This is a genomic window from Denitromonas halophila (assembly GCF_007625155.1).
Lineage (GTDB): Bacteria > Pseudomonadota > Gammaproteobacteria > Burkholderiales > Rhodocyclaceae > Nitrogeniibacter > Nitrogeniibacter halophilus.
Genome location: NZ_VMNK01000013.1, coordinates 1 through 14,174, shown reverse-complemented (window position 1 = coordinate 14,174; position 14,174 = coordinate 1). Strand labels below are relative to the sequence as shown.

8 protein-coding genes, 1 pseudogene and 1 riboswitch are annotated in these 14,174 nt (G+C 64.1%); of the genes and pseudogenes, 3 read left to right on the top strand and 6 right to left on the bottom strand.

Annotated elements, in window-relative coordinates; genetic code table 11:
- Positions 1 to 84: 84 nt before the first annotated feature.
- From FHP91_RS13300 to FHP91_RS13280, 5 genes are all read right to left on the bottom strand, one after another.
- Positions 85 to 3,237, bottom strand: a complete 3,153-nt coding sequence (locus tag FHP91_RS13300; protein WP_144310058.1) for an efflux RND transporter permease subunit — start codon at positions 3,235 to 3,237, stop codon at positions 85 to 87.
- Positions 3,234 to 4,328, bottom strand: a complete 1,095-nt coding sequence (locus tag FHP91_RS13295) for an efflux RND transporter periplasmic adaptor subunit (RefSeq protein ID WP_144310057.1) — start codon at positions 4,326 to 4,328, stop codon at positions 3,234 to 3,236. Before FHP91_RS13295 ends, FHP91_RS13300 begins: the two co-directional genes overlap by 4 nt.
- A complete protein-coding gene (locus FHP91_RS13290; protein ID WP_144310056.1) occupies positions 4,328 to 4,981 on the bottom strand; it encodes a TetR/AcrR family transcriptional regulator in 654 nt (217 codons plus the stop codon). Before FHP91_RS13290 ends, FHP91_RS13295 begins: the two co-directional genes overlap by 1 nt.
- 212 nt (positions 4,982 to 5,193) lie before the next feature.
- A complete protein-coding gene (locus FHP91_RS13285) occupies positions 5,194 to 7,803 on the bottom strand; it encodes an EAL domain-containing protein (protein ID WP_186301547.1) in 2,610 nt (869 codons plus the stop codon).
- Positions 7,804 to 7,825: 22 nt separating this feature from the next.
- Complete coding sequence (locus tag FHP91_RS13280) at positions 7,826 to 9,307, bottom strand: ABC transporter substrate-binding protein (RefSeq protein WP_144310054.1); 1,482 nt, start codon at positions 9,305 to 9,307, stop codon at positions 7,826 to 7,828.
- A 229-nt stretch (positions 9,308 to 9,536) separates the two neighbouring features.
- Between FHP91_RS13280 and FHP91_RS13275 the strand changes: the two genes are divergently transcribed.
- Positions 9,537 to 10,940, top strand: a complete 1,404-nt coding sequence (locus FHP91_RS13275; protein WP_144310053.1) for an aminotransferase-like domain-containing protein — start codon at positions 9,537 to 9,539, stop codon at positions 10,938 to 10,940.
- A gap of 181 nt (positions 10,941 to 11,121) precedes the next feature.
- On the opposite strand, the gene FHP91_RS13270 is transcribed toward FHP91_RS13275, so the two are convergent.
- Complete coding sequence (locus FHP91_RS13270) at positions 11,122 to 12,756, bottom strand: carbonic anhydrase (RefSeq protein ID WP_144310052.1); 1,635 nt, start codon at positions 12,754 to 12,756, stop codon at positions 11,122 to 11,124.
- A gap of 95 nt (positions 12,757 to 12,851) precedes the next feature.
- Here FHP91_RS13270 and thiD point away from each other — a divergent pair, with 95 nt between their 5' ends.
- Positions 12,852 to 13,706 carry a bifunctional hydroxymethylpyrimidine kinase/phosphomethylpyrimidine kinase gene (thiD, locus tag FHP91_RS13265; RefSeq protein ID WP_144310051.1) on the top strand — a complete coding sequence of 285 codons (855 nt, stop codon included), beginning with the start codon at positions 12,852 to 12,854 and terminating at the stop codon, positions 13,704 to 13,706.
- 97 nt (positions 13,707 to 13,803) lie between these two features.
- Positions 13,804 to 13,896, top strand: a riboswitch (TPP riboswitch).
- 55 nt (positions 13,897 to 13,951) lie between these two features.
- Positions 13,952 to 14,174 (top strand): annotated as a pseudogene (locus FHP91_RS13260) (hypothetical protein); the annotation flags it as partial.

The window sequence follows — 14,174 nt, the reverse complement described above, 5'->3', positions numbered from 1 at the left end:
CACATACTAATTTATGAGATAGGCGCAAACGCTGGCATTTTAGCGCAGTTGCTGCGCTGCCGCGCGGCTTCAGCTGAGCAAACTTCATGCCGCCGCCTCCGGTTTGACGCGATACCACGCGGCATACAGCGCAGGCAGAAAAATCAACGTCAGCGCGGTCGCCACGGTCAGGCCGCCCATGATCGCTACCGCCATCGGCCCGAAGAAGGCGCTGCGGGTCAGCGGGATCATGGCCAGAATGGCTGCCGCCGCGGTCAACATGATCGGTCGGAAGCGGCGCACGGTGGATTCGACGATGGCCTCCCATGGCCCACGCCCCTCCTCCATGTCCTGACGAATCTGGTCCACGAGAATCACCGAGTTGCGCATGATCATGCCCGACAGCGCGATGGTGCCGAGCATGGCCACGAAGCCGAAGGGCTTGTTGAACAGCAATAGCGACGCGGTCACGCCGATCAGCCCCAGCGGCGCGGTCAGCAGCACCATCGCCACCCGCGAAAAGCTTTGCAGCTGAATCATCAACACGGTGATCACCACCACCAGAAAGAGCGGCATGCCGGCGGCCACCGAGGCGCCACCCTTGGCGCTTTCCTCGACTGCGCCACCCACCGCAATCCGGTAACCCAGCGGTAGCGCGGCTTCAATGTCGGCGATCGCGGGGGCCAGGGCCGCCACAATCTGCGCCGGCTGACGCGTGCCATACAAGGTCGAGCGCACGGTCACGGTCGGCACTCGGTCGCGACGCCAGATCACGCCATCTTCAAAGCCGTACTCCGGCGTCACCACCTGCGCCAAGGGCACCGAGCGCCCACCAGCCACTGGAATGGCCAGATCGGGCAGCGACGACAAATGCGTGCGCTCCGCCGCCGCACCACGCAAGCGCACCTGGATGGTTTCGGTCGCCTCGCGATATTCGGTGACGGTCATGCCATGCAGCGAGGTGCTCAGAAAACTGGCGATCTGCGCCGACGACAGCCCCAGCAGCCGCGCTTTTTCCTGATCAATGCGCAGACGCACGACCTTGGACGGCGCCTCCCAGTCCAGATGCACGTTCGACAAGGCGCTTTGCTCACGCAGGTGATCGGCCACCTGATGGCTGATCTCACGCAGCTTCGCAAAATCCGGCCCGCTCACCCGGTACTGCACCGGGAAGCCCACCGGCGGCCCGTTCTCCAGTCGTTTGACCACTGCCACCATCCCCGACGGGTCCTTGGCAAAATGGTCGATCAACTGGCGGCGCAGTGCTTCCCGCGCCTCCGGCCCGGTCGTCAGAATCACGAATTGCGCGAAGTTGGTCTGCGCGAGCTTCTGGTCCAGCGGCAAGTAGAAACGCGGGCTGCCGGCGCCCACGTAGGCGACATAGTTTTCGATGCCGTCAGACGTGTCGAGCAGGGCTTCGAGATTGCGTACCACGGCATCGGTCGCCGTATGCGATACGCCCTCGCGCAACTCCAGATCAACCAGGAGCTCGGGCCGCGTGGAGTCGGGGAAGAACTGCTGCGGCACATGGCGGAACACACCGATCGAGCCAGCAAAGATCGCCAGCGTGGCGATGATCACCCACCAGCGGCGACGCACGCAGGCGTCCACCAGCTTGCGAAAGCGGTTGTAGAAGGCGGTGTGGTAGATCGCATACTCATCATGATGCGCCGGCGCAGCCGTCGCCTTGGCTGCCAGCCAACGACCCGCAGCCGGCGAAATGCGCCCGACGATTCGCGCCATGCGGCCGTCCTTCGCCTTCTTTTTCTTCGAAAAATCCGGCAGCAGATGGAAGCCGAGGTAGGGCACGAACACCACCGCCGCCACCCACGAAATCAACAGCGCAATCACCGTCACCTGAAAGATCGATCGGGTGTACTCGCCCGTGCTCGACGCCGCCGTGGCGATCGGCAAGAAGCCGGCCGCGGTCACCAGCGTGCCCGACAGCATCGGTTTGGCCGTAGACGTGTAGGCATAGCTCGCCGCGCGCACCCGGTCCCAGCCCTGCTCCATCTTGGTCGCCATCATTTCGACCGCGATGATGGCGTCGTCCACCAGCAGGCCGAGCGACAGGATCAGCGCGCCGAGCGATATCTTGTGCAGGCCGATGTTGAACTCACGCATGCACAAAAAGGTGATCGCCAGCACCACCGGAATGGTCACCACCACCACGATGCCGGTACGCAGCCCGAGACTGACCAGGCTCACCACCAGCACAATGATCACCGCCTCGGCCAGCGCCTTGACGAATTCGTTCACCGAGCGCTGGACCGCGCGCGGCTGATCGGCCACCCGCGCCAGCTCGACCCCCACCGGCAACTGCGACTCAATCCGCGCCACCGCCTCATCCAGGTGCCGGCCCAGCGCAATGATGTCGCCGCCCGCGCGCATCGACACCCCGATACCGAAGGCCTGCTTGCCCATGAAGCGCATGCGGTCGCCCGGCGGGTCTTGATAGCCCCGGCTCACCTCGGCCACATCGCCGAGTCGAAAGCTCCGCCCACCGGCGCGAATCAGCGTCGCGCGAATTGCGTCCAGATCGGCGTAGTCGCCGTCAGGGCGGAGATAAATGCGTTCCTCGTCGGTCTCGAAAAATCCGGCGCTGGTTTTGGCGTTTTGCTGCGCGAGCGCACCGGTCACATCGTTCAAGCTCAGCCCGAAAGTCGCCAGCTTGGTGTTCGACAATTCGATGAACACCCGCTCCGACTGCTCGCCGATGAAGCTCACCTTGGCCACATCGGGCACCTGCAACAACTCCGCCCGCACGGCTTCCGCATAGCGCTTGAGTTCGCCGTAGCCGAGGCCCTCGCCATGCAGTGCAAACACATTGCCAAAGGTGTCGCCAAACTCATCATTAAAACTCGGCCCGATCACGCCACTCGGCAGCGTGTGGCGCATATCACCGATTTTCTTGCGCACCTGATACCAGATGCCGTCCATCTCATCCGGCGGCGTCGAATCCTGGGCGGCGAAGAAAATCAGCGCCTCACCCGGCTTGGAGTAGCTGCGGATGTAGTGCACCTGGGTGACTTCCTGCAGCTTCTTCTCGATGCGGTCGGTCACCTGCTCGGCCATTTCCGCCGCCGTTGCGCCCGGCCATTCGGCGCGCACCACCATCACCTTGAAAGTAAACGGCGGATCCTCTGACTGGCCCAGGCCTTTGTAGGCCAGCAAGCCGATCAGGGTCAGCATCAGCATGAAATAGAGCACCATCGTCTGATGGCGCAGGCCCCATTCGGAGAGATTGAAATGCCTCATCGCTTGGCATCCAGCGTCACGGCGTCGGTCACCGCTTTAGATTTGACGGTCTGCCCCGGACGCAGCAGATGCACCCCGGCCACCACCACCTGCGCACCCGGCGCGATACCTGTGGCCACATGGGCGCCGCGCTCATCGAAGCGCGTCACGGTCACGGGCACGGGCGACACGGACTCGGTCGCCGCATCAAACACCCACACCACCGACCGGCCGTCACGCTCGCCCACTGCCCGCAACGGCAGCACCACGCCCGGCGCCGCCTCGCCGGCCAACGCCACCGTGGCCGTCGCGCCCAGCGGCAGATTCTCCGCCTCGGCCTTGACCTCGACCTTGACCAGATACGTCCGGGTCTGCGGGTCTGCCGCGGGGGACACTTCGCGCACCACGGCCGGCAGCACGGTCTTCTGGTCGGCCCACAACGCCACCTGTGCCGGCGTGCCCACCGGCATCTGCGCCACATGACCTTCGGGCACCGCGATCTTCACTTCACGCGCGCCATCCTGTGCCAGCGTCAGCACCGGCTGACCGGCCGCCAGCACCTGGCCGAGTTCGCCACGCACGGTGGTCACCACGCCATCCACGTCAGCCACCAGAGTGGTGTATTCGTTCTGATTTGCCGCCAGCACCGCCTGCGCACCGGCCTGTTTCACCCGCGCCGCAGCCGCCGCCTGAGTGGTTCGCCGGGTATCGACGGCCGAATCGCTCACGAAATTCTGTGCGCGCAGCGCCTTCACCCGCGCCAGTTCAGCCTGCGCGAGCGTCAACTCCGACTGCGCCGCCGCCAGTTGGGCCTGCGCCGCGCTGGCACCGAGCCGCGTATCTTCGGCATCCAGCCGTGCCAGCACCTGCCCCTTTTTCACCACACTGCCCACGTCCACCGCGCGCGCCACCAGCTTGCCCCCCACCCGAAAGCCCAGATCGGTCGCATGGCGTGGCACGATTTCACCGGTGAAATATCGCCCGGTCTGCACCGCCTCGGGCGCCACCGTCTGAACAAGCACCGTGGCCGGCGGAAGCGGCTCGGACTCGGGAGCAGAGCATCCGGCCAGCGCCACGCCGACCAACAAGGAAACCACCACAGCACGCTGCATTACTTGCCCCCTTCCGGCGTCGCCGCCAGACCTTTCAGCACCAGATCAAAAAAACTCTCGAGATAGGCGTTCGGATCCATGTCCGGCACCTGGCAGCACACCGCAAACGAGTGCCGCCACAACGCCAGATGCAAGAGCGGCGCCATCAGAATATGGGTGACCAGCTCGCTGTCCGTCTGGCGGAACACGCCTTTGGCTACGCCACGATCAAGCACTTCGCGCATCAGTGCCTTGCCCGGCAAAATCACCTCGCGCACGTAGTACTGCGCCACCTCGGGAAAATTCTGCGCCTCCGAGGTCATCAACTTCGGCACGCCGCCGAGTTCGGTGTCGCCAAACAAAGCCCACCAGCCAAACAGGTATTCACGCAGCATGCGCACCGGGTCGTCGGCATGCGCGACCAGCAACTTGCGACCCTCTTCGATGATCGGCACGATACCCTCACGGATCACCGCCAGAAACAAGGCCTCCTTGCTGTCGAAGTACAGATACAGCGTGCCCTTCGACACCCCCGCCCGCGCCGCCACTTCGTCCAGCCGCGTCGCCGCAAAGCCTTTTTCGACGAACAACGACAAGGCCGCTGTCGTCAACTCCTGAGGGCGGGCCTCTTTACGCCGACGTACCGGCGCCTTCTTTTCCACTTGATCGGCCAACACCCATCCCCCGCGCAAATATCGCAATGCCAGACATGCCAAGCCAATTAATAACTGACCAGTCAGTTATTTACCAAGATGAGGCGTGCAATGCAAGTGAAAACTGAGTGAAAGCCGACGAACGGGCCGATCGCAGACGCGCACCGCGCTCGGCACGCGCCGCCACAGCGCCCCCGGACGCAGGGTACGAAACCGCAGCAAAGGGAAGGCGCTCAGGCAGGATTGATGAGGTGCTGCGGCGCGACCAACGCCTTCGCCAGCACGGCGTGCAGGCCCTCGGCAGACAGGGGTTTGCTGAAGTAGTAGCCCTGGATGAGATCGCAGTCGAAGCCGCGCAGGATGGCCAGTTGGTCTGCGGTCTCCACCCCCTCGGCAATCACGGAAAGCCCCAGGCTTTTTCCCATGCGAATGGCGGTATCGACCAGCACACGGTCATCGGGGTCATTGCCGATATCGCGCACAAACTCACGATCGATCTTCACCGTATGGAAAGGAAAATGCTTGAGATAACGCAGCGAGGCATATCCGGTACCGAAGTCGTCCATCGCAAGCCGCGCGCCCACGGCAATCAGTGCCTCGAAGGCCTTGAGCACCTCGTCATGATCATGCAGGAGCAAACCCTCGGTGACTTCGATCATCAAGGTATGCGGAGCGACGCCCTGTTGCGCCAGCACCTGCGCGACGCGCGAAACAAAATCATCCGCGCGAAACTGGCGCGGCGACACATTTATCGCAATGTGAAAGCCCGGATCGAACTCGCGCTGCCACTGCGCGGCCTGCCGGCAAGCCGTCTCGAGCACCCAGTCGCCGATCGGCACGACCAGACCGGTTCGCTCAGCGATTTCGATGAAACGATCAGGTGCCACAGCGCCCAACACAGGAGAGTCCCAGCGGATCAGCGCCTCGGCACCGAAGATCCGCCCACTCGCCGTGTCACCCACCGGCTGGTAGACCAGACGGAACTCGCCCCGCTCCAACGCGCCCCGCAAGCAAGTCTCGATCTCCACGCGGGCCTGGGTCGCCTCGTGCAGGCGGGACTCGAAAAAGCGCCAGCTATTTCGACCGGCTTCCTTGGCCTGATACATGGCCAAATCGGCGTTGCGCAACAAAACGCTGGCCGAAACACCGTCATCGGGATAGAGCGCGGCCCCGATGCTGAGGGTGACAAACACTTCATTCCCGCCCACATCGAAAGGCGCAGCAAAAGCCTGACGTACCCCCTCGGCCACACTGGCTGCGACGTCGGCGCCGCCAACATCATCGAGAATGATCAGAAACTCGTCTCCGCCATGACGCGCCACAGTGTCTCCGGCCCGCAACAACCCGCGTATCCGCTGGCCGGCATTGACCAGCAAGGCGTCACCCATCTCGTGACCGAATCGGTCATTGACCACCTTGAAGTTATCCATGTCAATGAACAGCAATGCCGCCCGCCCGGCATGGCGCTCGGCATGCAGCAGGGCCTGATTCAAGCGATCCATCGCCAACACCCGGTTCGGCAGATCGGTCAAGGCGTCGTGATGCGCGCGATGGAGAATTTGTGCCTCCTGCGCCTTGCGCAAGGAAATATCCTCACTGAGAACCAGATAGTGCGTGGTGTCCCCGGTGTGCTCCACCACGGGCGACAGGGAAACATGCGCCCAATAGCGCGATCCGTCGGGCCGGCCAACCTCCAACTCCCCATCCCAGTCGGCGCCGGCCTCGAGCCTGCGCAACATCTCCGACACCCGCACAGGCGAGTTCATTGCCGGATCAAACACACCGGCCAAGCGCCCCACCGCCACACCCTGCGAACCACCTGACACGACCTCCATGGCCGGATTGACATAGCGCACCACGCCTCCGGTGTCGGTGATCACGATGCCGACCGGGCTTTGTTCGACCGCCTTCGACAGCAAGGCCAGTTGCTGCTCTGCGCGCTGCCGCTCATCTGCTTCGCGCAACAGGCGGGTATTGACGTCATACAACTCGCTGGTGCGCAGCAGCACGCGGGTTTCCAACTCGCTCTGTGCATCACGCAGTGCGCTCTCGCGCGCCTGAATGCGCGCCTGCATGGCATTGAAGGCCAACGCCACCGCCGACAGCTCATCCCGGCCAGTGACGTCGAGTTCAGCGCGCCCCTCTGTCGCCATTTCTGTCGCCGCCGTGTTCAGCGCAAGCAGCCGCCCGAACAGCGCACGCCACAACCACATCACCCACAGGACGAACGCCAACGTACCGAGAGCGGCAATCAACTTGAGGATCCGCCACTGGCGGTGCTGCCTCAGCGCGGCGTCTTCAAACGACGCCTTCGCCGCCAGCCGGGTCTCTTCGGCCACACGGTCAAGCGCCGAGGACAATGCCGCGAAACGGTTTGCGGTTTCATATGTTGCGATCCGCGCAACCTCCTCCATCCGCATTTCCATTACCGGCTGCCCGAGCGCGGCCAGCGCCTCGTCGTATTGCGTCCAGAGCGCCTCGACCCGCTCCAGCACATGTGCGGGCGTCGCCGAGGGCGCGTTGCACAAAACCGCCAGTGCCTCACCGAAGTTCTTGCGCTCCGCAACCAGACGTTCATGACGCGAGAAGGCGGCAAAAAAGTCTTCGGTGAGCGCCAGCTTCACCTCGCTTTCACGAATCCGGTGCAAACGCGTCTTCAAGCCGTGGAGCAACACCAATGGCTGGATTTGGGCATCGAGCACCGCCTGCGCACGGTCCGTGGCCTGCGTGGAAATCAGCCCCGCCATACCCAGCAGCGCGAGCACCACGGCGCAGACCATGACCAGACTGATCAATAGCCGCGTGCGGAGCGTGATACCGGCGTGCGAGGGTCTCAAACGCATCGGATGTCTATTCCTGAACGACTCAATGAACCGGCGCAAGCCGGGGTGATGCGCTCGCCGGCAACGCAGCCCGATATCGCTGCCAATGCGCCACCTGAGCCCGCCGCCCCCGCTGCTCGGTGATCGCTTCCCACTGGCGGGCAGTATTGTGCATCGCCGCCGCCGCCGACTGACGCCCATGTGCAGCCACTGACAGGTTCTCGCTCAAGGCCTCAAGGTAGGCTGCGTCGCCCGGCAAGCCGGTCCCCGCGGGCGCAACATACGGCAACTGCGCCTTGGCGGCATCAAGAAATGCCTCGCCATACACCGCGCGTATTCTCGGGTCGTCAAAGTGATGGTAGCGATAGGGGTCGGTAAAACCGCCAGCCACGCCAACGGAACGGGCCGAAATGTCCGGATCGGTCAACCACATTGCAAACAAGAAGGCCAGCGTCTTGTGCTTCGCACGCGCCGGTATCACCAGATTGTTGCCATAGATCAGCGTCGGGTGCGGCACCGTCTGGCCGGCCACCACGCGCCCCGGCATCGGCACCGCCATCACCTTGCCATACACCGGAGAGGTCCGGGTATTGGCCAGCTTCGCCGCCGCCACTGTAATGATCGTCGAGAAGCCTTTACCACTCAAAAACAGCGGAAGCGTGAAGCTATAGTCGTTCCCCTGCTTCAGCACGCCGGCTGGCGAGTGCGCTAGCGTGGCCAAATACGACTCGGTCGCCGCGATCCCTTCGGGTGAATCAATCGTCGGGCGCATCGCCTCATCAAACAGGTGCTGCCCCACCTGAGCATGCGCCAGAAAACGGGGCATCCAGTACATCCAGCCGGTCAGGGTATCGCGCGGCTCAAGCGCGCCATAAAAGCCCTCGGCGGGTCGATCGAAGAACGCGACCAGATCCTGATACTCCGCCCAGGTACGCGGCGGCGCCAGCGTCCGCCCGAAGCGGGCCAGGAAACTGGCCTGCTGCGCGGGATCTTCCATCATGTCCCGGCGCAAGAACAACAATGCCGCGTCGCCATCGGCCGGAATGGCGACGACCTGCCCATTGAACAACGCCTGCTGGCGCACATGTACAAAACCATCCGGCGGCGTATCGGGGAGCACAAAGCCGAAGCGCTCAATCAACGGCGACAGCGGCATGATCAGCCCCTCGCTGACGAGGTCCGGCGTCTCATTGCTGCGGGCGATGGTTAGATCCACCGTGTCATCGTCCTGAATAAACGCACGGGACGCGAGCTGAGGCATGATCCGCGCGTCGATCTCCGTCCCGGTGGCGCGCTCCCAATCGGCCTTCAGCTGCTCATTCTCGCCCAGGAAGGACGCCAGATTCCCCTGCTTGACCGTCAGGCGAAGCGCAGCCCCCGCAGGCAACGCGCCGGTCGCCACCAGCTGCTTGACCGCGGCAACGGCACGGTCAGCCTGCTCTGCAGCAGGCACACCGGCAACGGCCAGCACAAGCCCGCTTGCAATCAGCCACCGAAGCCCCTTGATTCTTACTATTGTCTGCAAGACGTGCCTCCATGCTTGCCGCTGGTTTTCGCACGAACAGCGCGGCTCACCGAATAACGGCGCCGCCGCCCAAAGGTTGAACATTTGCGAGCCTCCGCCGTTCGTGCGTCATGTCTTGAAGGCCGTTATTCTACGAATGACAATTCCTGACAATTGTCCGATACTTCAAAACACTTACTTCTGCCACAGCGCCACCCGACAAGAGCACGCGGCCCCTTGGAGAACCCCGATGCTTCAACTCAGTATCGACCCCGACCAATCCACGCCACTGGTCGAGCAGATCGTTGACGCGATCCGCCACCAGGTGGACGACCGCATCCTGCGCCCCGGCATGCGCCTGCCGCCGATTCGCCGTCTGGCCCAGATGCAGCAGGTCAGTCGCTTCACGGTGGTCGAGGCCTACGACCGACTGGTCGCCATGGGCTATCTGCATTCGCGTCGCGGCTCGGGTTTCTATGTCGCGCCACGCGCCGCCGCGCCCAGCGAAAAGCGCCCGGTCGTCCCCGACCGCGCAGTCGACGTGGCGTGGCTGATGCGCCGCGCCCTCGACGACGCCCCCGACATTCTCAAAGCCAGCGCCGGTTGGCTGCCCTCAATCTGGCTCGATCAGGAAGGACTGCGCCGCCACCTGCGCGCGCTGGGGCGTCGCGCCGACGCGCGCGTCACCGGTTATGGCACGGCGCAGGGCTATTTGCCGCTGCGCCAGCAATTGCAGATCCGGCTGGCGGAGTTCGGCATCGGCGCACCACCCGAACAGATCGTGCTCACCCATGGCGCCACACAGGCGCTCGACACCGTCGCACGGCACCTGATCAAACCCGGCGATACGGTATTTGTCGACGACCCGGGTTACTTCAATTTCTTTGGCAATCTGCGCCTGCTCGGCGCCAAGCTGGTGGGTGTGCCGCGCAACGCCGACGGCCCCGACACCGAGGCGCTTGAAGCGCTTCTGGTCGATCACAAGCCGCGGGTGTTCTTCACCCACTCCGTGCTGCACAACCCGACCGGCGCCAACCTGTCGCCACCCAACGCCTTCCGCCTGCTGCAACTGGCGGCCAAGCACGATTTTCTGGTCATAGAGGACGACACCTACGCCGACCTGCACCCACGCGCGACGACCCGTCTGGCCAATCTCGACCAACTCGATCGGGTGATTTACGTGGGGAGTTTCAGCAAGACACTGTCGGGCAGTTTGCGGGTCGGCTTCATCGCCGCCCGGCCGGATCTGGCCGCCGAGTTCACCGATGTGAAGACGCTCACCTGCGTGAGCAGTTCGGAATTCAATGAGCAGCTGGTGTATCAGATGCTCACCGACGGCCACTACCGCAAGTATGTCGAGCGCCTTCAGGGGCGCATCCAGCAGGCCACGTCACGGACACTGCGCATGCTCGACCGGCTGGACATGACGGTGTATCACGAGCCGCGCGGCGGCATTTTCGTGTGGGCGCGCCAGCCGGCGCTCGAAGACACGGCGCCGCTGGCCACCCGTGCGGCGAACGTCGGCATCATGCTGGCGCCGGGCAAGGTGTTTCGGCCGCAGATGCAGGCGAGCCCATGGATACGCTTCAATGTGGCGTTTTCAGACGATCCGCGGCTGGAGCGGTTTCTGGGGGATCAGTTTTCGGCGATTTAGCGCAGTCGCGGCCGGCTCCGACCTCGCTGCAAATCGGCGCATTCACCCCGCACGGTGGTCGGCTTTACAGCCCACCAGGCAGCGTTTGTCATGATTCACGATGGTGGGCGGCGAGCCGCCCACCCGACGGCCGACGACCTTGTGCCGGCGCCTGTTCGTGAGGGCTCCCGCCCCCCTCCGATTACCGCGAGCCCTTGATCAGGCGATCGTTGGCGGCTTGCACCGGCCGTGCGTTCATCGGGTACAGGCGCTGGAAGATCGCGATCTGTTCGGACGACAGCGTGATCGGCTGCTTCATCACCATCCACAGCACATCTTCCGAACACGGTGGCGTGGTCAGCGACCCCATGTAGGTGTAGTACTCGGGCGCTTGCGGCAGCAGTTCGGCGGCATTGACTGACACCGCCGGCGCATAGTCGTGATGCTTTTCCAGCGGCAGATTGTTCCAGAGCGTCTGCACCAGCGGATGCGATTCGCCGCGCTCGATCAGCACGGCCACCACCGCCAGACGGCCATCCAGATCCTTGTGCACCAGATGCGCGACCATGTCGAAGCCGCGACCATTCACGCGTTCTTCGGACGGCCGATGGAAGTGGAACTGAACCAGATCGAAAGTCCGCCCCATCACCGACATGGTGTTGCCCGGCCCGACACTGACTTGCACTGTATGGCCGTTGTTGAGGATGCGGAAGTAGGTCGGCACGTAGTCGAATTTGATCGGCTCGAGATCGACCCGGATACCGTCACGGATGTCGATCGGCGACTGTCGCTTGCCGGTGTCGCAGGTTTTCCACGCCGGATTGAGCTGCCCCCAACGGGCCGGACCACCTACCCCTTCGTAATCCCAGTGAATCGATTTGTGAACTTCCGCCGTGCTCGGCTCATGCGTCTCTTCGAGCATGGCGACCTTGATCGCGGCCGGCTTGGGCCGCGACGCGCGCACCACTCTCGGTGCGGGTTTTGGCGCAGCACGCATCACCGGCGGCGCCGGCTTCACCACGGGTGCCGCAACAACCACTGGCGCGGGCTTGGGCGCCGGCGTGGGCGCCGCCACCGGGTCAGGCATCGTCGGCTTGGCCTCCGGCGACTCGGCCATGGGCGCGGCCGGCGTTTTGGGACCAAAACTGGGAATGGGGGGAAGCAGGGACTGGCCCTTGCCGAGCGTTTGCACTTCCACTTGGTCGGCCGGCAGCGCGGTTGTTTGCGGGGCTTTGGCAGCCGGCGCCGCGTGCTCGACGACAGGGGCCGGTGCATGCGGCGCGGCCGCATGCGAATCTGCCACCTGCGTCGTGGTCGGCTGCTGGTCGGCCGCCCGCGTCTGATCGGCGTGTCGCACGGAAGCCGCTTCCGGGGCGTTCTTTTCTGGCCTTGTTTTTTGTGCGGCCGCGGCTTTGCTCGCCGCCTCGGCCAGCGAGGCCACATCCATCGCAGCGGGCGGCCGGCACACCTCGCGCCACAGGCCTTCATCCACACTGCGCGGATTGACCTCGATGATGCGCTCCTCGGTCACCCGCTCCTCACGAATCACATGGTTGGCCGCGTCCAGATAAACCCGCTTGATCGTCGAAAAATTGCGGCGTTTGCAGTCGTAGCGGTTCAGCGCCTTCACCGTCGAATAGCCCGCCTCTTCGGCATCCTGGGCAGACAACACAATGCGCCCCCACGCCACCTTGGTGCCGGGGTCGGACTGCAGCACGCTGTCGCGATCGATCTCGATCCGCCGCGTCTTGTCCTTGACGATCATCGCCCAGTCGGCGGCAGCGGCCGGCAATGCAACTGCCAGCGCCATCACGGTAAAGAGGATGCGATGCTTCATGACCTGATCTCCGAACAACTCGCCCTTGCATAAAGGGGATAATCCGGTTTTCGGCAAATACGCTGATTTCTTGAACCCGTGACCGAGGACACCGCATGACATCGCGTATCCCCAATGTAGTGAGCATCGCCGGCATCGACCCCTCGGGCGGCGCCGGCGTCTTCGCCGACCTGAAGACCTTCTCGGCGCTGGGCGCCTACGGCTGCGGCATCGTGGCCGCGCTCACCGCGCAAAACACCACCGCCGTCACCGGCATCCACACCCCACCAACCGACTTCCTCAAACTGCAGATCGACACGCTGTTTGACGATGTGGCGATTCACGCCGTCAAGATCGGCATGCTCGGCACCGCCGGCATCGTGCGCACCGTGGCCGAAGGCCTCGCGCGCTACCAGCCCGACAACGTGGTGCTTGACCCGGTGATGGTCGCCAAGAGCGGCGACCACCTGCTCGCCCGCGAGGCCGTGTCCATGCTCAAGGAGGCCTTGCTGCCGCAGGTGTTCATGCTCACCCCCAACCTGCCCGAAGCCGGCGTGCTGCTCGATGCCCGCGCGCCCGAGTCGGTCAAGGAAATGACCCGCGCCGCCGAACGCCTGCGCGACATGCTGCCGCACAGTGGCGAGCGCTGGGTGCTGCTCAAGGGCGGCCACCTGCCCGGCAACGAGCTGGTCGACCTGCTCTTCAACGGCGACCGCATGGTCGAACTGCCCACCCCGCGCATCGACACCCCCAACACCCACGGCACCGGCTGCACACTCTCCTCCGCCATTGCCGCCCTGCTGCCGCAGCGCACGCGTGAGTTCCGCCCGGTCGACGCAGCGGTGCTTGACGCCCGCCGCTACCTGCTTGGCGCCATCGCCCAGTCCGGCCAACTCAGCGTTGGCAAAGGCCACGGGCCAGTGCATCACTTTCATGCCTTGTGGCAGCGCGGCAAGGCGCACCAGAACTAGCGATTGACAGGCATCGTTCTCTCCCGCACGCCCGGCACGGAAGCCAAGAATGTCCTGAACGACAGTTGCCGGACACTTGCTTTTCCTTTACCTTGACGGGGTTCGTTGGGGGTGCCGCCGATGCGGCTGAGAGAGTCCCTTGGAACCTGATCCGGGTCATGCCGGCGAAGGGAAACGACGTGCCGGCCCCCCTGCCGGCGCCCGTTCCGACTCTCCCCCAGCGCCTCAACCCGGAGAGCCTCAGAATGAATGCCAACGAAAAATTCCTCGCCTCAAGCGCCCACGTTGATGAGGCGGCGATTGCCCCGCTGCCCAACTCGCGCAAAGTCTATGTCGAAGGCTCGCGCCCCGACATCCGTGTGCCGATGCGCGAGATCTCGCAAGACGACACGCCGCTGATGTTTGCCGCGCCCGGCACCGCCTCCGACGCACCGGCCGAGCCGAACCCGCCGATCTTCGTCTATGACT